21 protein-coding genes and 1 pseudogene are annotated in these 23,993 nt (G+C 68.6%); 10 read left to right on the top strand and 12 right to left on the bottom strand.

Features of this window, described 5'->3' with window-relative positions:
- Positions 1–445 precede the first annotated feature (445 nt).
- On the top strand, positions 446–1,693 hold the full coding sequence (locus Actkin_RS21550; protein WP_258904015.1) for a serine hydrolase domain-containing protein: 1,248 nt from the start codon (positions 446–448) through the stop codon (positions 1,691–1,693).
- Between the two features lie 652 nt (positions 1,694–2,345).
- On the opposite strand, the gene Actkin_RS21545 is transcribed toward Actkin_RS21550, so the two are convergent.
- Positions 2,346–2,984: a TetR/AcrR family transcriptional regulator gene (locus tag Actkin_RS21545; RefSeq protein ID WP_258904014.1), complete on the bottom strand. Its 639-nt coding sequence runs from the start codon at positions 2,982–2,984 to the stop codon at positions 2,346–2,348.
- 108 nt (positions 2,985–3,092) lie between these two features.
- On the opposite strand from Actkin_RS21545, the gene Actkin_RS21540 reads away from it, so the two are divergent.
- Positions 3,093–3,875: an SDR family NAD(P)-dependent oxidoreductase gene (locus Actkin_RS21540; protein ID WP_258904013.1), complete on the top strand. Its 783-nt coding sequence runs from the start codon at positions 3,093–3,095 to the stop codon at positions 3,873–3,875.
- A gap of 103 nt (positions 3,876–3,978) precedes the next feature.
- Here Actkin_RS21540 and Actkin_RS21535 read toward each other — a convergent pair whose 3' ends face one another.
- From Actkin_RS21535 to Actkin_RS21525, 3 genes are all read right to left on the bottom strand, one after another.
- Entirely contained in the window at positions 3,979–4,566 is a 588-nt protein-coding gene (locus Actkin_RS21535; RefSeq protein ID WP_258904012.1) for a PadR family transcriptional regulator, read from the bottom strand.
- A gap of 25 nt (positions 4,567–4,591) precedes the next feature.
- Entirely contained in the window at positions 4,592–4,987 is a 396-nt protein-coding gene (locus tag Actkin_RS21530; protein WP_258904011.1) for a VOC family protein, read from the bottom strand.
- 243 nt (positions 4,988–5,230) lie between these two features.
- On the bottom strand, positions 5,231–6,208 hold the full coding sequence (locus tag Actkin_RS21525) for an SDR family NAD(P)-dependent oxidoreductase (RefSeq protein ID WP_258904010.1): 978 nt from the start codon (positions 6,206–6,208) through the stop codon (positions 5,231–5,233).
- A gap of 78 nt (positions 6,209–6,286) precedes the next feature.
- Between Actkin_RS21525 and Actkin_RS21520 the strand changes: the two genes are divergently transcribed.
- The 5 genes from Actkin_RS21520 to Actkin_RS21500 all read left to right on the top strand — a co-directional run bounded on the left by Actkin_RS21520 (position 6,287) and on the right by Actkin_RS21500 (position 9,828).
- Positions 6,287–6,994, top strand: coding sequence for a TetR/AcrR family transcriptional regulator (locus Actkin_RS21520; protein ID WP_258904009.1), 708 nt, complete (start codon positions 6,287–6,289; stop codon positions 6,992–6,994).
- A gap of 369 nt (positions 6,995–7,363) precedes the next feature.
- Complete coding sequence (locus tag Actkin_RS21515; RefSeq protein WP_258904008.1) at positions 7,364–8,134, top strand: metallophosphoesterase family protein; 771 nt, start codon at positions 7,364–7,366, stop codon at positions 8,132–8,134.
- Positions 8,121–8,897 (top strand): RHS repeat-associated core domain-containing protein, encoded by a 777-nt coding sequence (locus Actkin_RS32780; protein ID WP_396123002.1) that lies wholly within the window; start codon positions 8,121–8,123, stop codon positions 8,895–8,897. The genes Actkin_RS21515 and Actkin_RS32780 overlap by 14 nt, the downstream gene beginning before the upstream one ends.
- 52 nt (positions 8,898–8,949) lie before the next feature.
- Positions 8,950–9,414: a hypothetical protein gene (locus Actkin_RS21505; RefSeq protein WP_258904006.1), complete on the top strand. Its 465-nt coding sequence runs from the start codon at positions 8,950–8,952 to the stop codon at positions 9,412–9,414.
- Between the two features lie 57 nt (positions 9,415–9,471).
- Positions 9,472–9,828, top strand: a complete 357-nt coding sequence (locus Actkin_RS21500) for a hypothetical protein (protein WP_258904005.1) — start codon at positions 9,472–9,474, stop codon at positions 9,826–9,828.
- A gap of 9 nt (positions 9,829–9,837) precedes the next feature.
- Here Actkin_RS21500 and Actkin_RS21495 read toward each other — a convergent pair whose 3' ends face one another.
- On the bottom strand, positions 9,838–10,404 hold the full coding sequence (locus Actkin_RS21495) for a hypothetical protein (protein ID WP_258904004.1): 567 nt from the start codon (positions 10,402–10,404) through the stop codon (positions 9,838–9,840).
- A 276-nt stretch (positions 10,405–10,680) separates the two neighbouring features.
- Here Actkin_RS21495 and Actkin_RS21490 point away from each other — a divergent pair, with 276 nt between their 5' ends.
- Together Actkin_RS21490 and Actkin_RS21485 are read left to right on the top strand one after the other, a co-directional pair.
- The gene (locus tag Actkin_RS21490) at positions 10,681–11,121 is read left to right on the top strand and encodes a hypothetical protein (protein ID WP_258904003.1); all 441 of its coding nucleotides are present in this window, start codon (positions 10,681–10,683) and stop codon (positions 11,119–11,121) included.
- A gap of 754 nt (positions 11,122–11,875) precedes the next feature.
- Positions 11,876–12,568: an Imm1 family immunity protein gene (locus tag Actkin_RS21485; RefSeq protein WP_258904002.1), complete on the top strand. Its 693-nt coding sequence runs from the start codon at positions 11,876–11,878 to the stop codon at positions 12,566–12,568.
- Positions 12,569–12,730: 162 nt separating this feature from the next.
- Here the strand turns inward: Actkin_RS21485 and Actkin_RS21480 are convergent, their stop codons facing one another.
- Complete coding sequence (locus Actkin_RS21480) at positions 12,731–13,558, bottom strand: S8 family peptidase (RefSeq protein ID WP_258904001.1); 828 nt, start codon at positions 13,556–13,558, stop codon at positions 12,731–12,733.
- A gap of 1,271 nt (positions 13,559–14,829) precedes the next feature.
- On the opposite strand from Actkin_RS21480, the gene Actkin_RS21475 reads away from it, so the two are divergent.
- Positions 14,830–15,693, top strand: coding sequence for a universal stress protein (locus Actkin_RS21475; RefSeq protein ID WP_258903999.1), 864 nt, complete (start codon positions 14,830–14,832; stop codon positions 15,691–15,693).
- 340 nt (positions 15,694–16,033) lie between these two features.
- Here Actkin_RS21475 and Actkin_RS21470 read toward each other — a convergent pair whose 3' ends face one another.
- The 6 genes and pseudogenes from Actkin_RS21470 to Actkin_RS21450 all read right to left on the bottom strand — a co-directional run bounded on the left by Actkin_RS21470 (position 16,034) and on the right by Actkin_RS21450 (position 23,993).
- Positions 16,034–17,938: a hypothetical protein gene (locus Actkin_RS21470; RefSeq protein WP_258903998.1), complete on the bottom strand. Its 1,905-nt coding sequence runs from the start codon at positions 17,936–17,938 to the stop codon at positions 16,034–16,036.
- A gap of 124 nt (positions 17,939–18,062) precedes the next feature.
- Positions 18,063–18,143: pseudogene (locus Actkin_RS32775) on the bottom strand (Rieske 2Fe-2S domain-containing protein); the annotation flags it as partial.
- A gap of 654 nt (positions 18,144–18,797) precedes the next feature.
- Positions 18,798–20,366 (bottom strand): family 20 glycosylhydrolase, encoded by a 1,569-nt coding sequence (locus Actkin_RS21465; RefSeq protein WP_258907967.1) that lies wholly within the window; start codon positions 20,364–20,366, stop codon positions 18,798–18,800.
- A gap of 17 nt (positions 20,367–20,383) precedes the next feature.
- Positions 20,384–21,265 (bottom strand): ABC transporter ATP-binding protein, encoded by an 882-nt coding sequence (locus Actkin_RS21460; protein ID WP_258903997.1) that lies wholly within the window; start codon positions 21,263–21,265, stop codon positions 20,384–20,386.
- Entirely contained in the window at positions 21,262–23,055 is a 1,794-nt protein-coding gene (locus Actkin_RS21455) for a dipeptide/oligopeptide/nickel ABC transporter permease/ATP-binding protein (RefSeq protein ID WP_258903996.1), read from the bottom strand. Before Actkin_RS21455 ends, Actkin_RS21460 begins: the two co-directional genes overlap by 4 nt.
- On the bottom strand, positions 23,052–23,993 hold the full coding sequence (locus tag Actkin_RS21450; protein ID WP_258903995.1) for an ABC transporter permease: 942 nt from the start codon (positions 23,991–23,993) through the stop codon (positions 23,052–23,054). The genes Actkin_RS21455 and Actkin_RS21450 overlap by 4 nt, the downstream gene beginning before the upstream one ends.

The following is a 23,993-nucleotide window of genomic DNA, read 5'->3' as shown; positions in this document are numbered from 1 at the left end:
GAAGGACATGCAGGCGTGGCGCAGGTCGACGGCGGGCAAGGGGGCGGCGGGCTGCTGTGCGGTCGAGGGCGGTCAGCTGTCGACCGCGGTGTGGAGGCTGGCCTCCAAGTACTGGACCTCGCCGAGCCAGCGGTTGAGCTTGGCCTCTTGGATGCGGTCTCGGAGGTTGGCGATGATCTCCATGAGGCGCGTCCGAGCGGCGGGGTCCTGCGGGCCGGGGCAGCGGATGCAACTGGTCAGCTCAACGCCCTCTTTTAGCTGAGTATCGCAAGTTCACACGGCCGCTTGGATCAGGTGGCTAGCCTTGGCCGTTGCAGTTCAATCGTGGTGGAGACGTCCAGGGGGCCTGATGCGACCGAGCGATTGGTCAGTGGTGTTGGATCAGTTGGACCGTCAGTCGCGATGGCGGGAGGCTTCGCCGGATCGCGTCGGGCTGGTGGAGCTGATGCGGCTCTACGACGTTCCGGCTGTGAGTGTCGCCGCGCGGCAGGACGGCGTCGAGCCGTGGGCGGATGCGTACGGCACAACCATCTCCGGTGGCACGGAGGCGGTGAGCCCGAGCACGATCTTCCAGGCATGCTCGATCAGCAAGCACGTGGCCGCGTTCGGTGCGCTGCGCCTAGTGGACCAAGGTGTGCTGGACCTCGACGAGAACATCGAGGCGTACCTGACGTCATGGCGTCTGCCTGAGTCCGGCGGTTGGCGGCCGGTGGTCACCGTACGGCAATTGTTGGCGCACACGGCCGGGTTGTCCTACAACTGGTTCCGCGGATTCGGCCACGGTGAGGCGGTGCCGACCATCACCGAGGTGCTGCGCGGACAAGGACCTGCAACGAGCCCCCCGGTTCGGGCGACCATGCTGCCAGGCAGCGGGTTTCGTTATTCGGGTAGCCACTACGCCGTGCTCCAGCAGTTGATGGAGGACGTCACCGGATCAGGGTTCGACGAGCTGATGCGGTCGCTTGTGCTGGAACCGCTCGGCATGGCCGACAGCAGTTATGACCAGGACTTCCCGCACCGCCACAATCAGGTCGCCCGCGGTCACCACCTGGACGGCACGCCCCTGCGCGGCGGGTGGCGTACGCAACCGGAGCTGGCCGGCGCCGGGCTATGGACGACACCGTCGGATCTGACTCGGGTGGGCGTCGAGATCGCGCACGCCGTGGCCAGTCGTTCCGCGCTGCTGTCGCACGGCCTGGCGACCGAGATGATCACACCCCAGGTGCCCGGCGGCCACGGCCTGGGTACCTCCGTGGTCGACGACGGCCACCTGCGGTTCGGCCACACCGGCGGCAACGCCGGATACGGCTGTTGGCTGTTCACCTGGCCAGCGACCGACACGACCGTGGCTGTGATGGTCAACAACGAGATGGCCGAGGAAGTCCTCCTGGCCGTGCTCGCCGCCGCTGAACACCACCACGGTCGGACCGGCTCCACACCACACCGCACACCGGCCGACCTGACTGGCACGTACCTTGCGCGAGACGGCTACACCGTCAGGATCACCAATGATGGTGACAACCTCACCCTCCATGCCCCAGGGCAGCCGCCGCTGGGCTTGCGCACTCTGCCGGACGGCCGTTTCCGCGCCATCGCCCTGGATTGCGAACTCACCGTCGTGGCCCGTGACGGCGAGATCGTCCTGCGGTTGCGCCAACAGGACATGACGCTGACCGCGACCCGTCAACCCTGACCGGCACCAGTATCCGCGACCGCTCTCAGAGCCTGCGGCTGGCCCAGGCCAGGGGCACTTGGTCTCGTCCCGTTTCTGTCGGAGGAAGATGAGCGAGATCGATACCCTCGACCTCACCCCAGCCATGCCTCGTGCTCGGCGGGCCAGCAGGTCGCCCTCGATCTCGTCGACCTTGTCGGTCGAAGTGGGGAACAGAAGACAGGTGTGAGCACGCCGCCGCTACGGCAGACCCTCACCCGGACTATCCATGAATCACTGCTTGTGTCGTCCACTACCTCGTGCGCGGGGACGACTTCCCACCGGTACCGGCGGCCTGGTCGCGGAAGCGGTTCCGTTAATCCGGCCAATCCTGGCGCATCCGGCGAACGGGCACTTGCTGGCCGCAGAGGTAGTTGGCTCGAAGAGCCTGAAGCCGCGGCGAGGCAAGGTTTCACCGGTTGGCGGTGTCGCCGGTGGACGGTTGTTGCTTAGTTGACTGATGAGGTGGTTGGTCAGGTCGGTGGCTGTGAGGGAGGCGGCGCTGCGCCGGTCGGTCTCGTACTCCTCCCTCTGACCAGCACCTTTGCTCTCAGCGCTCGTTGCGATGCTGGTTCGGTCGGAGCAAACGTTGCCCGGCCCGCCGATCAACCTTCACGTGCTGCGCGCGGCTGCTTCAGTTGGTGGTGTTCGCCGTGCCATATCTGGCTTCCATCATCAGTACGGCCTCGTCCACGACGTGTGCTATCGATGCGTCGTCAGGGGACCAGTCGATGAGCAGCATTCGGGGCCAGAAGACGTAGTTGGCGATCATCCCGAGGAACTGGGTTGCTGCCAGTTCCGTGTCGTCCAGCTTGGCCGTTCCCAGGGCGTTCTCGGTGTCGAGATAGCGGCGCACCGAGTCGAAGTAGGGCATCTTGCCGCGCTCGAAGTGGGCCTTGCCCAACTCGGGGAAGCGCGGCAGTTCGGCAATGACGATGCGGAAGAGGGCCGCCATACCGGGCCGGGTGAGGAGGGTGACGTACCGGCGGCCGATCGCCGTCAGGCCCGCCCGCAGGTCGCCCGTCGGGGGGCGGAAGTCGTCGCCATCGTCCTCGACTGTCCAGGACTCCGTCACGATCGCGTCGAACAGCGCCGCCTTGGTCGGGAACTGCTTGAACAGAGTCGCCTTCGACACCCCGGCCGCCTCCGCGACCTTGGCCAGTGAGGTGCCTGCGTACCCGGCGTCGAGGAACAGTCGGGTGGCCGCCTCGATGATGGCCGCCCGCTTCTGCTCGGCGACGCGCCGGTGGTAGGGCGAGGGCTCCGTCGTCATAGGTGCCACCCTACACGAGGCGAGTCACTTGACTCACCACCGTCAGGTGCATAGCTTTGGCGAGGTGAGTCACTTGACTCATCATCGTGCGCAGGGGAGGACCGCGTCATGGGACGCTTCGACAAGCAGACCGTTCTCGTCACGGGTGGCACTGGCGGGCAGGGCGCCAGCCACGTTCGGGCCTACCACGAGGAGGGGGCGAACGTTGTCATCGCCGCGCTCTCCGAAGGACCTGGCGGGGAGCTCGCCGCTGAACTCGGCGAGCGGGCACTGTTCGTCCGCCTGGACGTCACCGACGAGGACGCCTGGGCGTCGGCGGTCATCGAGACCGAACGCCGGTTCGGTCCGATCGCGGTTCTGGTCAACAACGCAGGCGTTCAGAACCCCGCGGTGCCGATCGAGGCCATCGAACGGCGGGTCTGGCAGCGCGTACTCGACGTCAACCTCACCGGCGCGTTTCTCGGCATCAAGACCGTGACCCCGTCACTGCGCCGCAACGGCGGCGGAGTGATTGTCAACATCGCCTCCACGATGGCCCACGTCGGCACCCCGCTCTACGCGCCGTACGTGGCCAGCAAATGGGCGTTGCGCGGGCTCACCAGGACCGCCGCGCTGGAGCTGGGTCGAGACGGCATCCGGGTCAACTCCATCCACCCCGGCGTCATCTCCACCCCGTTGATCAACGAACCGATCGCGGGCCAGCCGCCCATCGCCGACTTCTACTCGCCCGAGCCGTACGCCATCCCCCGAATGGGTACGCCGGCCGACATCAGCGCACTCGTCCTCTACCTCACCTCGGCCGACGCCTCGTTCGTCACGGGCTCGGAGTTCGTCGCGGACGGCGGGCTCCTGCTCGGTCCCGCCCTTCAGCCCGGCGCGACGGCGGCGTGACCGAATCGCCAGTGACCCTGAACGGCCTGTCGTCTCACCGATGCCACGGCGCTTGGGTGTCTCGCGGAGATTGGCTTGCGTTCGCGCTACTTGATCATGGCCCCTACGGTGATTCGGGGGTCTGCGCCCGATCTTCGCCTGCCATGCGGTACGCGCCCTGCTCCAGGCGGTGGAGGAGGCGGCTTGTCCAGTCCCTGCGAGTGTCCGCGGTGTGCAGCCACAGCCCGATGACGTCGCCGACCGGACCCCAGGTGTCCAGGTCGGCGCCGGGGGGCAGGTGTGCGGTGATGCTGGCCCGCCACTCGTTCATGGTCTGCAGGCGCTGCCGCAGCAGGGCGATGGCCTCGGCGCGGGGGAGGTCCTCGATGAGTCCGACCGCCGCGGCGAGCAGGTCGAGTCGTGGGTCGCGGTTGGTGAGTGCGGTGCGGAGCAGGTCGAGGTACGCCTGTTCACCGGCGTCAGTCACCGTGTACTCCATGCGCGGCGGTCCGCCTGCCGTGCTCGGTGTGGTGTCGTGCATGACCAGCAGACCTTGTCCGGTCATGGCTTTGAGGGCGTGGTAGACCGATCCGGAGGTGGCACGGGCCCATTCGTGCGCGCCCCAAGCCTCCAGATCGGCGAGTACCTGGTAGCCGTGTGCCTGGCCCCGCCGCCGCACCGCGCCGAGCACGAGCAGTCGAACCGCCGACATGGACCGTCCTCTCCTGGTTCCGCGCTCAGGCAGCAGGCTGCCTGGAGCTGAGCCACCAGAGTGTGCCGAACGGGTCGACGACCCCGCCCATCCGGCTGCCGTCGCCCTGCGCCGTGATCTCCATGGCAGGCGTGGCTCCGGCGGAGACCGCGCGGGTGAAGGCGGTGTCGGGATCGGGCAGCGTGGCCCACAGTTGCACGTGGACCGGTTCGGACGGTGAGCTGAGGCACCGCTCACCGTGTGCTCCGGAGTCGGCGAAGAACACGACGCTGTCGCCGATCCGTGCCTCCGCGTGCATCACCCGCTCCGGATCGGCAGGCAGGGGCAGGACGTTGCTCACCTCCGCTTCGAACGCGTTCCTCAGGAACTCGGCGTAGGTGTTCGCGCTGTCCACCATCACGTAGGGCGTCACCGACGGCATACCAACCTCCTCTGACTAACCAAATTTGGTTACCGGGACGCTACCACCCGGACGGCCAACTAGCCAAATTTAGTTAGCTGGTCTCTGGGGCTGCGGGGCCAGCCCTCTCTCGGCATGTAGGGATGGCAGCGACCGCGTCGACCGGACGATGTCAGCGGAGGGGCACGTCGGGCGTCGGCGCAGATGATCGTCTGCTCGGCCATCCCTTCGACATCACGCGCTCGGGCCGGCGGCCGGATCCGCTCAGCTCTTGTCGAGTTGGGCGTTGACCATCGCCTCGAACTCGTCGCGGCCCCGGACGCCCAAGGCGGCGCCGAGTGCGGTCGCCAGCCGGTCGAACGGGTCCTCCAGCGGCAGCGCCGCCAGGTTGTCCGCGAGTTCGGGAACCGTCCAGAGTTCGCCGTCCTTGTCGATCTGCGCACCGCTCGTCCAGCCGTGGTTGACCGCGATCGAGCCGCCGCGCACCGACAGCACCTGTCCGGTCAGCGCACAGCCCTCGCTGACCAGGTACGCGACGAGCGGGGCCACCACGGCAGGGTCCTTCGGGTCCAGTTCCCCGGCTGGCGGTGTCCGGTCCATGCCCGGCACCGGGTCGGTCAGCCGGGTGCGCACCATCGATGGGCTGACGCAGTTCACCCGGACCCCCATTTGCCGCAGTTCCAGCGCGTGCACGGTGGTCATCGCCGCGACTCCGGCGTTCGCCGCCGCGTAGTTCGTTTGCGTGGGCAGGGGATTGAGCAGACCGGAGCCCGAGGCGGTGTTGACGATCGCGCGGTCGGTGCGCACTCCTTCGTCCACCCGCCCGCGCCAGTACGCCGCGGCCCAGCGGCTCACCGCGAAGGTCCCTTTCAGCTTGACCGCCACGACGTCGTCGAACTCCGCTTCGGTCAGCCGTTCGAGCCCTTTGTTGACCTCGATGGTGGCGTTGTTGACCACCGCGTGCAGATCGCCGAACTCCGCGACGGCCAGCTCCACCATGCGTCGGGCGTCCGCCCACTCGGCGACGCTGCCGGTGTCGGCCACCGCCCGCCCGCCTCGCGCGCGGATCTCGTCGACCACAGCGGCGGCGACGCTCTCGTCACCCCCACGCCCGTCGATCTCCACGCCCGGGTCGTTCACGACCACGTTCGCGCCGCAGGCCGCCAGGTACAGCGCCTCCGCCCGTCCGATCCCTCGTCCGGCACCGGTCACCAGCACCGTCCGTCCGGTCAACCCGTCCATCGCGACACCTCTCTCCGCGCTCAACGTCCTCCGGTCGAGCATTGATGCACTCAGTATAGTCATTTACTGAGTGCATTGATGTTCGTGGTGCACTATGCTCGCCCTGTGTCAGGCGAAGTCGGACGTCGTGAACGCAAGAAGCAGCTCACTCGGCAGGCGCTGGTCAACGCGGCCGTCCGCCTGTTCACCGAACAGGGCTACGACCAGACGAGCGTGGCTGACATCGCGGAAGCCGCCGACGTCAGCAAGCGCACCTTCTTCCTGCACTTCGCCACCAAGGAGGACGTGCTGCTTGCCGACGGCAGCACCAGGATCAACCTGGCCGTGCGGGCCATCGAGGGACGGCGACCCGACGCGCCGATGCGCGAGGTGCTGGCCGAGGCGACGAAGAGCATGATCGCCAACACCGCAGGCGGTGACCTGCCGAACGGGCTGGCGGCGCTCCGCGCCCGGCTGGTGGTCACCACGCCCGCCGTTCAGGCCCGCGTGCTGCACACCATGTTCACCGCGCAGACCCGAATCGCCGCGGCGCTGCGCAGGGCGTACCCGGACACGCTCGACGAGATCACCGCGGCAGGTGTCGTCGGCGCGCTGACGGGCGCCATCAGCGCCGCCGCCGTCGCCAGCCTCCAACTCGGCGAACCGCCCGAGCGGACCCGCGCCGCGATGCAGCACGCGGCCGGGATCGCACTGCACTACATCGAATCGCTCGACACGCCCGACTCCGCCGCTCCCCGGGCTTCCGGCGGAGCAAAGGCAACCCCACGCGCCGATGACCGGCATTAGGTCCCGCTACCGACTGCCCTGACCTCCACCACGATCGGAGCAAATGCCTGACGAGGTTTATTGGGCGTGGGTGACCCTCGTAATGCCGGTTGCGGATCGACCAGTCCACGCTGCGTGTCTGGCATCGCCGCTACCGGTCGGGTAGCACCCAAGCCGTACCGGCGAATGGACCAGCACTACCGGGGCCGGGCCGAGCGGCACCTTCGTCGGTCAAGTGGCCTGGCCGCCACCACCGCCGTCGCGCTGTGATTCGACCGCAGGCGCGGCACCGCCATGGTCGTCTCCGCGCCTGTCACGGCCCCTGCCCGAGGTACTTCCATATGGCCGTGCCCTCCGGCTTCGGTCGACGCCCTACGCCAGAATGGCCCAATGGCAACGCGTGTAGCCGTGCTGTCCGACATCCACGGGGTCGTCCCGGCACTGGCCGCCGTCCTGGCCGAGCCCGCGGTCGCCACGGCCGACAAGATCGTCCTGACCGGTGACATGACGGCGGGCCCACAGCCCGGTGTCGTGCTCGACATGCTCGCCGAACTCGGCGACCGCGTCGCGTGGATCAGCGGCAACGCCGACCGGGAACTCGTCGAGTTCCGCCGAGGTAGGCGTGACTCCATCCCGGACCCGATCGGGCCATGGGCAGCACACCAACTGCGCGACGACCAGATCGATTTCCTGGAAACGCTGCCCCGCACCCTGCGGTTCCCGATCACCGGGCTGGGCGAGGTGCTGTTTTGCCACGCCACCCCCCGCGACGACGACGAGATCGTCCTGGTCGACTCCAGCCTCGACCGCTGGTCCGAGATCCTCGATGGTGTCGACGAGGCCGTGGACACCATCGTCTGCGGCAACACCCACATGCCCTTCGTACGCCTCGCCCACGGCAGGCTCGTGATCAACCCCGGCAGCGTCGGGATGCCCTACGGACGCCCAAGCGCCCACTGGGCACTGCTCGGCCCCGGCGTAGACCTCCGGCGCACCCGGTTCGACATCGACCAGGCCATCGCAACCATCACCCGCGACTGCGACTACGACGACATCGAGGAATGGGCCGACTACTACCTCCACGCCCGCGCCACCGACGCCGAGGCCATCGCAGTGTTCGGCCCGAAGGACGGCCGCCCTACGCACCCTGGGGCGAAATAGCGACCCTGGCCGCAGGCCCCTACAGCGTCCCGAGAGACAGCGACACGCGCTCCCGGATCGGGTCCGACCCCCTCGACCGCACCGCCTCCAAGACCGCCGACGGCGAGACCACCGACTTCGCCTACCTCGGCCTCGCCGACCAGGTCATCGCCGAGGAGATCGGCGGCCAACTCCAGCGCACCTATCAGTACGACGCCTTCGGCCGCAGGCTAACCCAACTGAAGAAGGACACCGACGGCACCGGCCCGAGGTCGCCGAGGACTCCCACTACGGCTACAACCCCCACACCGACGTCGAAACCCTCACCACCGACACCGGCGACACCCGAGCCACCTACGGCTACACCGCCTACGGCTCCAACGACGAAGAGTCCTTCACCGGCGTCGACAAGCCCGACCCGCAGCAACCCGGCAAGGACCCCTTCAACTTCTACCGCTACAACGGCAAACGCTTCGACCCCGCCAGCGGCAGCTACGACATGGGCTTCCGCGACTACCAACCCGCCATCAACCGCTTCACCGTCCGCGACACCTACAACGGCGCCCTCAAAGACCTCAACCTCAGCAGCAACCCCTGGACCGGCAACCGCTACGCCTTCACCGGCGGCAACCCCATCATCGGCATCGAACTCGACGGCCACTGCTACACCGGAATGTGCGGACCCGACGGCGGCCTTCGAAGACAGCAACAACACTGTCAAGGAATACCCGGCAGTAAGCCCGGAGGAACAACTTCTTCACGAGTGACGGACGGGCGCCGGTGACGGAACCAATCAACCCATAATCCACGGACACCGCCTCCCGACCGACGACGAGATGCAGAAGGGTCCCATCTTCGGCGCCCCGACAATGATAGCCCCAGGAGAGACGTACGACCAAGCCGTCCTCAACTGGGCCACCTATATATGCACCAGTGGCAACGCCAATCCCGGGTGCTGCGAATGGTCATACACCATCGGCAACGAACCGGCGGACGGATGGGACGCCCTGTTTGTCGTCATCGGCGCTGCGGGCCTGACTGCTGGTGGGCGTGGAGCATCCGTCAAAGCTGCCCTCAAGCTTACAGTCGATGACGTGATGACCAGTCCGAAACTGCTGGCAGGCATGACGCCCGCCCAGGTGGAGAAATTGATCGGGAACACCCCGAACTGGGTGATCGGGACTATGAACAAGGGAAGGAATGCCAGGCAGCGGCTGGACCTTCCGGGAAATGAACGCCGCTGGCACCGACTACACCGGTCGCTACATTCAATGGCACCCAGGCTCGACGCGCCACTATGACGGTGCGCCGTACTGGAAGGTGTCGAATGGGCAGGTTGGTACTGTAAGGTTCCCGCAATGACCGAACCACATGTTCGCACTCTAGTGGCCTTCTTGAGAGCCGTGGCTATCCTCGCGCTGGACGCTCCGCATCAACGTGCATGGCTGGCGTCCCTGGGGCTCCCTGGCGAGCCAGCGGTTGTCGATGAACTCGCCCATGAGTTCGACGAAGGCTACCTGTTGTTGTCCGCGTTCATATCGAATGGATGGCTCCCTGCCAACGCGCGAGAACAGTTCGGCCCAATTGATGCAGCTCTTGCCGCGACGAGCGGCGATGGCCATCAGGACGTTTGGGCAGTGGAGGCTTTGGCTACGGATAATCGCTGGGAGGAAGTTCGAGCCCTCGCTCGGAATGCCTTGAATTCTCTGACGTAGAAGCAGAGATTAGCATGATCGCCCCGCCATCTCGCGCCATGGAGGGCGGGCAATCCTCTTTGGTGACCATTTACGGGAGTTTGCTTCCTTTGATTCGGCAGAGAACGGAATTTGGCTAGCAGGGCTTGCCGGATCGGATGGTGGAAGTTCGTTTGATGTGGTTTTCTTGTACGGTGACTCCGGAGGGAGATGGCTCGAATTCGGCCGGTGATCGAAGGCTTGCCGCGGAGATGTTCGGTGGATTCGTGCGGTGATGGCGTTGTCGAACACGATCCACCACTTCGCGTCTGGGTAGGGTCGTGCCCAGCGTGGTTTGCGCCAGGACAGTGTGCCGCTGCCGTCGCGATCGTGGGCCAAGGGCAGGATGAGCACGTTCTCGACCAGGACGAAGTGCCCGGAGGGGCGGCGGCGGCCCGCGACCGGCGTGGGTAGGCGGTCGGTGATCTCGCCGTTGTTGGCGACGAGGTCGCTCAGCCAGGCGCGAGCTTGGTCGCGTCCGGCGAGTCCGAATGCCTCCGCGCAGGCATCGGCACAGCGGTTGGTCACCACGATCGGCCACTCGCTCATGTCGGTCACTTGCCAGCCCACCTCCTGATCGGTTCGGCCACGGTGCCCGGGGCTTTGGTCATGGTCAACAGCAGCCGGAACGGCAACACGGATTGGCCGTCGCTCTGACCCCGCGGGCACGCCCGAGGAACGTGGGTAGCACACCGTCTGACACGCTTTCCTCCACCGGGAGGGGTCAGGTCAGCGGGCGGTCGGGTTGGACCATGTTGCGGGGCATGGTGAGGTACGGCGCGTCGTCCAGCTCCATGCGGGTGGGTGCCTGGCCGTCGCGCGTAGGGCCCAGATGTGGTCGGGGTCGAGGTCTTCGGCGCATGCGGTGCAGGACAGGTAGACGATCCCGTTGCGTTCGACGGCGCGATAGCCGGTTCTGCTGACTGGGTGGACGTCGACCTTGCAGGTGGCGGGCAAGACGCCGATTCTGGCGCCGAGGCCGTCGCGGCGGTAGTGAAGTGGTCCGTCTGGTTCTCGGTCGTCGTACACGAGCCGAGATGGTGTGGTCGCCACTTCGAGTCGATCGAGTCGCCGGTCACCATGTCCTCGGTGTGGGCGCGGCTCAGCATCGCAGGGCCCTGGTTGTTCGGCGTGGCCGTGCCATCGGTCATGGTCCTCGTCGGGGAGCGTAGTGCGGATCTCGCTGCACCCGATGCGCCGTGTGGCGATGGTGTCTTGAGGAACCTGGTGCGGTTCCGGGAGGTCGGGGTGGCGTCCGCGGAGTTCGGCGCGTAGGTCCCTGGTGGCCTGCGATTCCTGGTCTCTACGGGTGGAACGTGGCTGGCGGCATCAGCGCCGCAGCGCCCAGCGGGCCGCACACGTCGATCCCGCTGGCCGAGTGCGAGAGATGCCCTGGAGGGTCATTGTGTGCACGAGGTCAGCTGTGAAGTCCACGGGTCGACCGAACGAGTTAATCCTCTTTCCTCCGATCCCAAGGGCCTCCTGAACCCTTGCTTTCCACGGCCACGATGGGCCGGTGTCTCTAGTCGAAGTCGCCGCCGCGATGCGCGAGGGGCTCGGCCGCATTGACGCGGGGAAGGCGTCGCTGACCGCTGCGGCGGCCCTGTTCGACGAGGCCCGGGCGCTCGTACAGCACAGCACGCGAGGCACCCAGCGATCCGAAGCCGGTCAGGCTGTCGCCGCGCAATCCGAAGCGCTGCGGCGTATCGGCGAAGTTCTCGCTCAGGTCGACGCAGCAGGCCAGGCGATGGCCAAGTACCTGGCCGACATCACGGTTCCCACAACCTCGACCGGGACTTCTCCGCAGCGGCCGCCCGCGGGCCCGCGGCCTCGGCCGTCGGCCCTGGCGACCGGTCGGTCGAGCAGCTGCGGGGCGAGCTTCCCCCGCCGTTGGACGGGCTCGGCACCGGGCGCAAGACACATGGTCGGTGGTTTATCGACGACCACCCGGCGAGACGATCGTCAGCGGTGAGGACGACACCGCCGACCTGGCCGCGCGCTATCTGGCTCGACTCGGCTCGCGTGTCCCGTGATCCGCACGCACGCCGAGGCCAAGCTCGCAGCGTTGATCCGCCAGCATTGGGAGACCACGGGCGAGGAACCCCAGGTCACCCTCGTGATCAATCACGAGGTCTGTCCCGGCCGCATGTCCTGCCGCACCTACTTGCCCCGCCTGCTCCCACCCGGGTGCTCCATTACGGTGGTCACCGAGGACCCGTCACACCTTCACCGGAGACCCGACCTGACACCCCTGATCTTCTGGTACGCCCCCGACCAGGAAGACGACCACATCGCCGCCACCCCGGCCGAGATCGACGCCGCACTCGACCACATCGCCACCCTGGCTGGCAACGTCGGCGTCGTCGCCGAGATCACCCGCGAGGACGACGACACCGACGGTCTCTACGCCGGGCTCAACGGCACCGTCGGAACCCTGCACTACGTCGGCCCCGACGCCGGCCTCTACAGCCGCAGTCCCAATCCGGCGACCGACAGCGACGCCACGGCCCTGACTTACGACCACCAGTGGAACGTGATGGAGTTCCCGCCCGACTCCGAACTGTCCATCGCCGACATCAGAGCCGCCGTGCACGAGTATGCCCACACCGGCACCCGGCCGACCTGCGTCCGATGGCAGGAATGGTCACCTCTACGCGATCTCGACAGCCCACCTGCCCTCGCCCACGACGATTCTGCCTGGGGAAGCCCAAGCCACGGCTGACAACACACGCGGCCCGTGCTCCGACCGCGGCCCTGTGCCGACCATGCTCACGTCGCTGGTAGGAGAAGAGCGGTGGTGATTCGGCTGAGCAGTGCGTGGACCCGTTCGGCAGGCTGGGCCTCAGACGCTGCCTGGCACCGGCCGGACGTGCGCCCTCGGGGGTTACAGCCAGGGCGGGAGGTGCAGGACTCTGCCGCCCCAGTCGGTGGGGGTTGCCATGCCGACGATGGCGGCGTGGACCTGGGCGGGGGTGGCTGTGGGGAACTGTTGGAGGTAGCGGGCGGCGGCGCCCGCCGCGTAGGCGCTGGCCTGGCCGGTGCCGTTCAGGGTCGCAGCCGAGGCGTCGCTGGAGGTGAACGCCGAGAGTACGCCCATACCTGCGGCGTAGACGTCGACGCTCGCGCCGTGGTTGGAGAAGGGGGCGCGGGTGTCGGCGGTGGCGGTGAGGGCGCCGACGGTGATGGCGCCGGGAACTCGGGCGGGGGAGTAGGCGGCGGCGTCGGCGTTGCTGTTGCCTGCGCCTACCACCACGGTGATGCCTGCGGCGATGAGCTGGTCGACCGCGGCGTCGATCGTGGTGTCGGCGTATCCCGCCCGCGGGTACAGGACCACGGCGGGCGCGACGGCGTTGGCCTGGACCCAAGACAGGCAGGGCAGTGGGGTGGCCGCGCCGCTGAAGCGCAGGCCCCAGACGGTGGCGTTCTTCGCCACGCCGTGGGTGGTTCCGGCGACGATGGCGGCCATGTGGGTGCCGAGGCCGTAGGGGTCCTGGGCGATGGGGTCGTTGTCCACGCAGTCCCAGCCGTTGAACGCTCGGCCGCTGAACTCCTGGTGGGTGGTCCGGAGGCCGGAGTCGATGACGTAGACGTTCACGCCGGTGCCCGTGGAGGTGTAGCTGTAGGAGTTGCTCAGCGGGAACACCGTCTGGTCGAGCCGGTCGAGCCCGGCCGCGACGGGTGACTGGGTGGTGAGCACCCCAGCGGTTCCCACCGCAGGTGGGGTCGCGGTGACCATAAGCACGAGTGCGGCGAGACCTGCCATGAAGCTGCGCACTGACGCCTCCAGTGAACTCCTGTCGGGCACCGCGGCCACGGTGCCCAGCCCGCGGCAAAGGGTAGGGCGGATCGCTGACACCGGGACCGGAGTGGCGCGGGACCGGCGAACGGGCTGACGGTGCCGCCCGGGCACCGTCACGCGTCGAACCGGCGGTACCGGGGATGGCCTGCCAGACGTGCACAAGTTCGGCATCGCGCGCTCCCATAGGGGTGGCCGAGGCGAGCCGGATGTCGTTACCGATTCCATCTGCCGCAAGCGTGGTGGCGGGCGGGATCGGCTCCCCGAAGGCAGCGGGCCTTGCGATCAGCCACAAGGACCGTCCGACGCGTTCAGCCGGCCGCGCTGGCGAGCGCGACGGGCTAGGGCGCCCACTGCGATGGCGCGGCCACGATCTCGTCGTCGCTGATCGGGAGCCGGGTGTGCCCTGGTGGGTCGGGCAGCAGCGTGATGGAGACCTGGCCGCCGCGGTGGTGCTGATCCGGACGTAGGACTGCGGGGCGTTGCGGACCGGAGTGGAGAACTTTGTGCGGGAATGCGGTCGTATAGGCGGCCCGCCACCGGGCCTTGTCGACCAGCAGAACGTCCCGCCCGTTCCCCGGTTCGAGCTCGCTGACCGCGGCGACGTCGAGTTCCTCCAGCTACTGCGGGTGGGTGAGGTAGACACTCGTGTCGAAGACCCCACCGCCGCACCGGACAGTCCCCACTGCTCCGCCTGCTGGCGGACGGCGGTCGCGCGCTCGCTTCAGCGCCCTGGCGCGCAGCTTGTTGATCGGGGCGACATGGCGACCGCCGGGGAGACGGTGCCCGTCAGGGAGACCAGCAACTCGCTCGCGTTTCTCGCAAGGCCACCGACTCAGGAGGAAGTGGCACGGGCCGCTTTGCCGCCTGTTCGGCTTCCTCCCATCGCACCGGGTGCGCGGCTCGCGCGCTGTCGTCGGATGTCCCGTCCCGCCGGGACGTTCGGCCCTCTTCGCGAGCGGAGGATTTCGGGAGTCTGGTGGTGTCGGACCGGGACGACGACGGTGTCCAACCTGGACGGTGTCGGGACCGCGGTCCGGCGGAACCGGCCTCGATGGGGCCGGGGCGGGTGCGTCGGTGCCCGGTCCCGCAACCCTCCGCGCGTCGACGTTCTCCGTGGTCGAGGTCCGACCCGTGTCCCGCAGTCCTGTCACCGCGCTGCCGCGCACATCCGGAAAGGTTTGCTGATGTTCCAGATCATCGCCCCTGTCGACGGCTCCGCACCCGCCCTCGACGCCGTCCGCTGGGCGGCCCGCGAGGCCATGGCCCGCGGCCTGCCGCTGCGGCTGCTGCACGCCTACCCGCCGCCCCCGCCCCGGCTGCCCGCCGCCGTCGACCCGGAAAGCCGGTGGGTGACGGCCATGAGCGAGCACGGCGACCACGTGCTCGCCACCGCGTCCGCCGTCGCCCGCGCCGCCGCCCCCGGCGTCGACCCCATCCTCGACCAGCGCATGGGCACACCGTCGCAGGTGGTCGTCGAGGCGTCCGAGCGCGCGCACGCCGTCGTCATGGGCAGCCGCGGCCTCGGCGGGTTCCGCGGCCTCCTCGCAGGCTCGCTGACGCTGACGATGGCCACCCACTCCCACAGCCCGGTCGTCGTCATCCACGGCACCGCCCCCGAGCCGGGGCCGGTCGTGGTGGGCGTGGACGGCTCCCCGGCGGGCGACGCGGCCCTCGCCTTCGCCTTCGACCACGCCGCGCACCACGGCGTCGGCCTGCGCGCCGTCCACGCCTGGACGGACACCGTCTACGCGAGCAGCTGGGCGCCCCTGCCCTACCTGGCCCGCTGGGACGCGATCATCGAGCAGGAGCACGCGGTCCTGGCAGAGCGGCTGGCGGGCTGGAACGAGAAGTACCCGGAGGTTCCCGTCGAGCGCGTCGTCGTCCGGGACCGCCCCGCCCGCGCCCTCCTCGACCACGCCGACGACGCGCAGCTGGTGGTCGTCGGCAGCCGCGGCCACAGCCCGCTCCGCGGTGTGGTCATCGGCAGCACCGCCCAGAGCGTCCTGCACCACGCCGAATGCCCCGTGGCGGTCATCCCGGCGCGGTGAGGCGCGGCGCGCACCCGCCTGCTTGTCGCGACGGCGTCCCGGCTCGCGGATCTGCTGTGACCAGGCTCGCCAGCGATACCCCGGGGGCATAGCGATAACGATGCTTTGCCCCCGTGCGGCCGGATTCCGTCCTGGTGGGCAAGGCGCTCGCCGCCTTCGTCTACGCGCTGGCCAGCGTCACCATGATGGCCCTGGTCATGCGTCGGAGACGACCAGAACGGGTGTCGCGGACCACAGTAGCCATAGCGCGGAACTACCTTGAATGTTGGTTATCCCTTGACGCATCACGAACGTCCTCGCTATTCGATAAGGGACCCGTGCGATCACGCCATCGAGAAGGTCAGATACTTCCGGTTGACGTTGAAGCTATCGGATCTGCCGACGACCACCGTGCGGTGGCATACTCCATCGCCAACTGCACGGATACTGCATAGGTCCATTCTGATCTAGAACGGGCTCCCCAAGCGTGCCAACCCTCTCCCTTGACATGCACAATGACCTGTGCCGCATGGTTCGGATTAACGTGGCGCAGCCCGTCGAAGACGTCATAGGGCTCAGTTGCCTCGACGAAACGTTGCCAGCATGCGATCAGGTCTCGCTTCCTGCGGCGAGGAGGGATTATAAGCACTATACGTCTGTGAGAGAGTTTCTCTGCGACCAACTCTAGTTCTTTGGCCAAGCCGGGAGTGATCTCCTTCGGTGCGGCCGAGATGACTACGGCGAGGCCGGTATCCGCGAACGCTTGCACTCGTGAAAGCCAGTCGCTTCCCATCCACATCTTCGCGGCACCGAGTCGGGCAAGCTTATGCGAAGGATGACTCACCGCGATGAGTGGCCCAAACCTGTCGAGCCGCCATGAGATGACCTCCTCGAATCGACGTCCACGCTGAGGTGCGAGGCGACCAAGGAGTCCGCGCCTGCTCATCCTGCTCGCGCGGAGGCGCAGTTTGTCATCGTCAAAGCTTCGAAGGTACATGACCGGTGGTCGAATATCCCGCTGAATCGCCTGCTGGGCACTTCTGACGATAAGCCGCAGGCCGATCCGGTCGGCAAGCAGCATCGCGCCCGCAACGAGTACGAGAACAAATAGGAAGAAGTCCGGTACGTCAGACGTCATTAAAATGAGGAGGCGAACGTGATCGAGTAGATTGCCATTTCCTGCCTGCACTCGTTCAGCGATGGCGCCCCCTGCGAGCAACAGCCTCTCGTTAGCCACTCCGCCCGCCATTCCTGTGAGCAGCACCAAGAGATACAGTAGAGCGAACGAAACCGTGAGAAGGCGCGCGACCATGCGAACCAGGAGTCCGGCGACTACCCGAGGTCTACGGGAGAGGATAATGCGAGATGCGACTGGTGCGATGAAGTCGACGCTCGCCACACGACGGCGCACGACCTCAAAAAATGCAATCGCGAGCATCGAAATGCCCACACCTGCGGCCGAGACCGCTTGTTGCTCGTCGATCTTTGAGTACAGGTAGATCAACAGGCTGAGCGCTACGAGTCGCTGCAGACCGGTGGCAGTTCCCCAAGCGATGGATCGGTAGCGAAGACGCGCAGCGCGCTCGCGCACGTCGATGACCGGATCAGTGTGACGGATTCGGAACCTAGCACGGAACAGCCAGAAGAGGATGGTAGGTACACCCGCCACAAGAAACCAGACAGCGAAGGGCATCTGGACAAGGTTGACTTGGAGGGCGATGGCGATGGCGTCCATGTGCGATCGGACCGGCTTGCCGGAACTTGAGTTCGCGAGGCTGGCTGACAACTGCTGGTTGCGCTCTGCGCATTCTTCACGACTCCACTTATCGCAGTGCACCACCAGCAAGTAGGCGCGTGGGCCCTGGGGCCACATGCGTCCGAAAGCTTCGCCGGAGCTGACGGTGCGAACAAAAGTCCATTCTGGCCCGTCTGCCAGGACTGTCTGCTCTTCGGCCCTAGCGGCTTGACCACGGGACTTCTGGGAGAGCCAGATTGCGGCAACCCTTCCGTCGCACTCGCCGGTGGTCACCCCCACAGCGATCTTGCTGTTGGCAAGTCTCCATACAGATTGCCGGACGGTGCACTGTCGAAGATTGCTCACCTGAACTACGCCGAGGTCGAGGTTCTGGTCTTCGAGCGTCCAGTCGCCTGGCAGGGCGAGCTCGGGCGACCAGTTCTCCTGACCCAGGGCCGAAGGAGGGGTCGAAACGAGTGCTGCTGCGGTCACCAACAGGGCGATGCTCGCTCGGATGAAGTAGAGACGCATGGCCAGCCTCCAAAGACGAGGAGCGCTCAAGCCAGATGTCGGACATCGCGCTGTTGACCATGAGGATCGAGGTGACCGGTGCGACCGTTACAAGCGTTGCACCCATTCCCTCCCGCAGACTGCCCTCGGACAGCGGGACGCCACGGTGTCCGCACTGATCCTTCAGAGCGCGGATCCGGCCACCGGTGGTCTTGATCAGGACCACCGGTGATCCTCAGTACGACGCCCGGACCGGTCGGTCGCCCAATCGGTCCGACTCCAGAACCGCGACCCATATACCAGAACCGGCCTTCCCGATGGAGACGAGGATCCCCCGATCTCACCATCGGCGACTGACACCCTTGCCGACATCAGGTGCCGCTGAGGAGGAGCTTTTTCTCCGGCAGGAGTACGCCGACGACCTCGACCCCGATGACGTGCATCTGCGGCGCGGTGGACGCTGGCTGCGGCGGCCGGGTCGACCAGAACAGGTCATGATCACAGCGGTGGTCAGGACCTGGTTCACGTGCAACAGTAGGATCGTCGCAGGCGCGCGTTGTTTCGGCGACATCGGCGAGGGAAGGCCCGCTGTTCGGCGGGATCTCACGAAGCCCAGCACGTTGGAGCGCAGCCCGGCCACGCCACCTGGCCAGGAGCGCCCGCCCGTACCTCTTCTGCGGCAAGCGGAACCGTTCACCGAACCGGGAGCGAACACGCCGCGCGTCGGAGTCGTGGGGAGCACGGGATGATGGGTATGGTCAGTCGCCACGCCGAAACCGCCCCTCGCCTCGCCGTTCCTCGGCCCGGTAGCCAGCCGTCCGCAGGCTGGGTACCGGCATGCGGAGTAGGACGTTTGCCTCTCAGCCGCGGAGGGCTTCGCCTAGCGTGGGTGGGTTGGCATTGGCCGGTAGGCGGCTCGGAACCCCATGGCGCTCCACGCGTCGGCATGGGCGGCGAGGCGGGAGTGGTGGTCCGGCCAGTCGGTGGCCTGTCGGGTCCATGCCTTCTCCGCCGCGCCCGCGAGGCGCGGTAACAGCAGGAACGCCAGGTCGTCGAAGGAGTCGACCGTCTCGCACCAGATCGCCGCCTCGACGCCCGCGACGCGGGCCGCGGGTGCGGTGAGTTCCGGCAGGGTGCTCGGGTGCCAGGCGAACGCCTGCTCGGGGCTGTGCGGCAGGTAGTCACCGTGCCCGACGCGTCCCTGTCGTCGCCCCGATTCCTCGTCGGCGGCGTCCGCGTAGGGGCGGTCCAGGTAGAGCATCGTGTTGGAGGACACCAGCACCGGGACGCCCGCCGCTGCCGCGGTCGGCACGTCCTGCGGGGCGAGGGCGAACAGCCGGGCCGCGTCGTCGATCACGGGGTGCAGCGCGGCCGGTGCCCGCGCCTTGAGCCGTCCGACGTCGAAGGGATTGTCCGGGCCGATCCAGTACTGCACCACGTCGTCGCCGTCCAGGCAGCCCGCTCGGACCGCCTCCTGCCAGGCCACGACCCGCTTGCCGCGGGAGCGGAGCAGCGCGTGCGCGTCCCGGACGAACCGCAGGTACGCCGCCGCGGGCATGCCGAACGGCTCGTCGGCACCCAGGTGCACGAACGGTCCCGGCGCCAGGTCGACGAGCTCGTGGAGGACGTCGTGGGCGAAGGCGGCGGCCTCGGGGACATCGGGGTCGAGATAGCGCACGTGCGGGTGCACCGGCTCGGTGCCGCCCGCGAGTTCGGGGTAGGCGGTGAACGCGGCGACCACGTGGCCGGGCATGTCGAACTCGGGGACGACCGTGACGTAGCGTTCCGCCGCGTACGCGATGATCCGGTCGAGGTCGGCCCGCGAGTAGAAGTCCGCGGTCGCACCGGGGCGGGCGCCGGTGAGCCCGGGGCGGCGGGCGATCTCGACGCGCCACGCCTGCGAGTCGGTGAGGTGCAGGTGCAGGACATCCAGCTTGTGCCAGGCGAGGAGGTCGATGACGGAGCAGATCTCCTCGGGCGGGAAGTAGCGGCGCGCGACGTCGAGCGAGAGACCGCGCCACGCGTAGGCGGGACCGTCCTCGATCGCGACGCCGGGAACCGTCCCCGCCGGGTCGACGAGCTGGAGCAGCGTGGTGAGGCCGCGGAAGGCGGCCTCGTCGCCCGCGGCTTCGACGAGCACGCCGTCGGGGCGGACGGTCAGCCGGTACCGCTCGTCGGCCTGCGCCGCGCGGGGATCGACCCCGTCCGGTCCGGGCAGGTGCGTCAGCCCCAGCGCGTCGGGGTCGTCCACGACAACCGTGATGCCGGCTCGCGACTCCCCGGGCGGGGTCATCCGGACGTCGAGCCCGTGCAGCCGTTCCGCCCAGGTCGCGAACCAGTCGGTCACGCCCCTGGCCAGGCCGGGCGGCACGGCGATCGCCACCGCGTCAGGCGTCCCGAGCCGGACGCGTCCCGGGCGCGTGGTCGCGGCTCGTGTCGGGAGTGGCACGAGGGGGAGGTTCGTGGTCACGTGTTCTCCTCGGCCCGCCGCCGGTCCAGCGCGGCCCGCCGGTCCCGCTGCGCGGCGGGGTCGGCGACGGGAGCGGACAGCAGCAGGCGCTGGGTGTAGGGGTGCCGGGGCGCGGTGGTGACCTGGTCGGCGTCCCCGGACTCGACGATGACACCGCGGTGGATCACGTTCACCCGGTGGCTCATGTACCGCACCACGGACAGGTCGTGGGAGACGAACAGGTAGGCGACCCCGGTCTGCTCCTGGATCTCCAGCAGCAGGTCCAGCACGGTGCGCTGCGTGGTGAGGTCCAGCGCGGAGACCGGCTCGTCGCACACGATGAGCTTGGGGCCGATCGCGAGCGCCCTGGCGATGGCGATGCGCTGCCGCTGTCCGCCGGAGAACTCGCGCGGCAGCCGCTGGGCCGCGTCGGCGGGGAGGGCGACGCGGTCGAGCAGGCCGAGGACCCTGCGCCGGGCGTCGCGTCCCGGGACCCCCTGCGCGTGCAGCGGCTCGGCGAGTGTCTCCCCGACGGGGATGGAGGGGTTCAGCGAGGCGAACGGGTCCTGGAAGATGACCTGCAGGTCCTGGCTGAGCCTGCGGCGGCGCCGGGCGGAGGCGCGGTCGATGCGCTCACCGCGGAACTCCACCGCTCCGCTGTGCACGGGGGCGAGCCCGAGGACTGCCCGTCCGATCGTCGTCTTGCCCGAACCCGACTCGCCCACCAGGCCCACGGTCTCGCCGGGGCGGATGTCGAGCGAGACGCCGTGCAGGACCTCCACGCGCGGTGCGCGCCACCCCTTCCCCGGGAACGACACCCGCAGGTCGCGGATGTCGAGGATCCGCGGTCCGGGGGGCGCTGCCGGGGCGGGCAGCGGCTCGGGCGACACGCCGCTCATGCCGGGACCTCCGCGCTGTCGGCGGCTCGGGGCGCGACCCAGGCGGGCCTGGCGGGGGCGTCGTCGAGCACGGCCTCGATCAGGGTTCGGGTGTAGGGGTCCTGCGGGCGCGTGAGGACCTGCGCGGTCCTCCCGGTCTCGACGATGCGACCGGCGTTCATCACCGCGACGCGGTCGCAGAGGTCGGCGACGACACCGAGGTCGTGCGTCACCAGCAGCACGCCCAAGCCGCGCTCGGCCTGCAGGCGGCGGAGCAGTTCGAGCACCTCGGCCTGCACGGTGACGTCGAGCGCGGTGGTCGGCTCGTCGGCGATCAGCAGTTTCGGGTCGCAGCTCATCGCCCCGGCGATGAGCACCCGCTGCGCCATGCCGCCGGAGATCTCGTGCGGGTAGGCGTCGAAGACGCGCCGGGGGTCGGCGATCTCCACCTGGCGCAGCAGTTCCAGCGCGCGCTCGGCCGCGGCCTTGCGCGAGAGCCCGAGCCGCAGCCGCATCGGTTCCACGAGCTGGCCGCCGACCGTGAAGGCCGGGTCGAGGTTGGTCATCGGCTCCTGCGGCACGTAGGCGACCACGCCGCCCCGCAGCGCGCGGTATCTCTTCTCGGGGAGCCCGACCACCTCCGTCCCGGCGATCAGGATGCTGCCCCGCGACACCCGGCCGCCCTCGGGCAGGATGCCCAGGACCGAGAACGCCGTCTGCGACTTGCCGGAGCCCGACTGACCGACGAGGCCGACGACCTCGCCCTCGGCGACGTCGATGTCCACCCCGCGCACCACGTCGACGGCGGACGCGCCGCTGCCGTAGGACACGGCGAGGTCGCGCACGGACAGCAGCGCCGCCCGCGCGCCCGCGCTGTCCGACGTCGTGGGGGCGGAAACCCGGGCGCGGCGGGCCGCTCGCGGGCGCGGGGGCGTGGTGCCCCCGTCCTCCAGGACGTCGCGGAGCGCGCTCGCCAACAGCACGAGCGCGGCGCTGGTGATGCCGAGTGCCAGTCCTGGCCACAGCATGAACAGGGGGCTACGCTGCACGTTCTGGAACGCCTCGTTGAGCATGGCGCCCCACGTCGGCAGGTCGCCGCTGCCGATGCCCAGGAACTCCAGTCCGGCCTGGAGGCTGATGGCGATGCCCGCGACGAGGGCGATCTGGATGATGATCGGCGCACGGACCACGATGAGGACGTGCCGGGCGATGATCCGGCGGTCCCGCAGGCCGGACACGCGGGCGGCGTCGACGTAGAGCTCGCCGCGGACGGTGGCGACGATGCCGCGAACGAGCCGGAAGAAGCTCGGCGCGACGAGCACGCCGAGGACGACCATGAGCACCCACATGGTCGGACCGAGGATGGCCCTCGACGCGAGCAGCACGACCATGGCGGGCAGGGCCATGACGAAGTTGCCCGCCCAGTTCGCCACGGCGTCGAACCACTTGCCGTAGTAGCCCGCGACGAGGCCGCTGGGCACTCCGATGGACAGGGCGACCGCGAGGGCGATGAGCGCGCCTCCGAGGGTGTTGCGGCCGCCGTGGAGCAGTCGGGACCAGACATCGCGCCCCGCGGAGTCGAACCCGAGCGGGTGGCCCGGCTCCGCTCCGGCGAACGCCTTGCTCAGTTCCGCAGCGCCTGGGTCGGTGGACAGCAGCGGCGCCAGCAGCACCGCGCCGCCGACCACCCCGAGGACGAGCGCGGAGATGACGGCCTGCGGGTTGCGCAGGAACCGCCGGACCGGCTTGGCGCGGCGGGGCGCCGCCGCGCCCGCGGGCAGGTGGTTGTCGGACGTGAGCGCCTCGCTCATGCGGCCCTCGCCTTCGGGTTGAGCCAGCCGACGAGCAGGTCGACGCCCAGATTGATCACGACGACGCAGACGACGGTCGTCATGACCAGGCCCATGATGACGGGGGTGTCGCCGCGCGTGGTGTAGGTGACGGTCATGGAGCCGATGCCCGGCAGGCCGAAGATCTGCTCGACCAGCACCGCGCCGCCGAGCAGGCCCACGAACTGCATGCCGAGCACGGTGAGCGCGGGCGCGGCCGCGTTGCGCAGCACGTGGCGGAACAGCACCCGCCCGGGTGGCAGCCCTCGCGCCCGCAGCGTTCTGACGTAGTCCTGGCGCAGGACGTCGATCACCGAGCTCCGCACCTGCTGGGACACGCCTGCCACGGCCGCGACGGACAGGGACAGGATCGGCAGGGTCACCGTGGACAGCCACCCCGGGACGGAGGTCGTCAGCGGGATGTACCCGATCGCCGGGAACCACCGCAGCTGCACGGCGAAGACCAGCACGATGACGAGGGTGACCAGGAAGCCGGGCAACGCGTACCCGACGACACCCAGCACCTGCACGATCCGGTCGACGGCTCCGCGCCGCACGCCCGCCCAGACCCCGAGGAGGAAGGCGAGCACCGCGGTGACGAGGGTGACGCCGAGCATCAGGCTCAGCGTGACGGGCAGCCGGTGGCCGATGGCCGTCAGCACGTTCTCGCTGGTGAACCACGAGGTCCCCAGGTCGCCGGTGAGCGCGTCCCCCAGCCACTGGGCGTACCGGGCCAGGATCGGCTGGTCGAGACCGAGTTCGGCGGTCTTGGCGTCCACGGCGTGCTGCGGCGCGGACTGCCCGAGGAGCTGCCGCGCCACGTCGAGGTTCGGAACCGACAACAACACGAACGAGACGAACGAGACGACGAAGAGGAGGAAGAGGCCCGCGGCCAGGCGGCGGACAGCGAATCTCAGCAT

The sequence above is a fragment of the Actinokineospora sp. UTMC 2448 genome, assembly GCF_024760565.1.
GTDB classification, from domain to species: Bacteria; Actinomycetota; Actinomycetes; order Mycobacteriales; family Pseudonocardiaceae; genus Actinokineospora; species Actinokineospora fastidiosa.
This window is presented reverse-complemented; position numbering and strand designations above follow the sequence as displayed.

Coding starts and splice junctions, on each gene's coding strand:
- Actkin_RS21545 (WP_258904014.1), bottom strand. CDS start 2,984: ATGACGACGGAGCCCTCGCCCTACCACCGGCGCGTCGCCGAGCAGAAG.
- Actkin_RS21505 (WP_258904006.1), top strand. CDS start 8,950: ATGCAGAAGGGTCCCATCTTCGGCGCCCCGACAATGATAGCCCCAGGA.
- Actkin_RS21500 (WP_258904005.1), top strand. CDS start 9,472: ATGACCGAACCACATGTTCGCACTCTAGTGGCCTTCTTGAGAGCCGTG.
- Actkin_RS21515 (WP_258904008.1), top strand. CDS start 7,364: ATGGCAACGCGTGTAGCCGTGCTGTCCGACATCCACGGGGTCGTCCCG.
- Actkin_RS21450 (WP_258903995.1), bottom strand. CDS start 23,993: ATGCTGAGATTCGCTGTCCGCCGCCTGGCCGCGGGCCTCTTCCTCCTC.
- Actkin_RS21540 (WP_258904013.1), top strand. CDS start 3,093: ATGGGACGCTTCGACAAGCAGACCGTTCTCGTCACGGGTGGCACTGGC.
- Actkin_RS21535 (WP_258904012.1), bottom strand. CDS start 4,566: ATGTCGGCGGTTCGACTGCTCGTGCTCGGCGCGGTGCGGCGGCGGGGC.
- Actkin_RS21525 (WP_258904010.1), bottom strand. CDS start 6,208: ATGGACGGGTTGACCGGACGGACGGTGCTGGTGACCGGTGCCGGACGA.
- Actkin_RS21455 (WP_258903996.1), bottom strand. CDS start 23,055: ATGAGCGAGGCGCTCACGTCCGACAACCACCTGCCCGCGGGCGCGGCG.
- Actkin_RS21550 (WP_258904015.1), top strand. CDS start 446: ATGCGGCTCTACGACGTTCCGGCTGTGAGTGTCGCCGCGCGGCAGGAC.
- Actkin_RS21470 (WP_258903998.1), bottom strand. CDS start 17,938: ATGCGTCTCTACTTCATCCGAGCGAGCATCGCCCTGTTGGTGACCGCA.
- Actkin_RS21460 (WP_258903997.1), bottom strand. CDS start 21,265: ATGAGCGGCGTGTCGCCCGAGCCGCTGCCCGCCCCGGCAGCGCCCCCC.
- Actkin_RS21520 (WP_258904009.1), top strand. CDS start 6,287: ATGTTCGTGGTGCACTATGCTCGCCCTGTGTCAGGCGAAGTCGGACGT.
- Actkin_RS21530 (WP_258904011.1), bottom strand. CDS start 4,987: ATGCCGTCGGTGACGCCCTACGTGATGGTGGACAGCGCGAACACCTAC.
- Actkin_RS21475 (WP_258903999.1), top strand. CDS start 14,830: ATGTTCCAGATCATCGCCCCTGTCGACGGCTCCGCACCCGCCCTCGAC.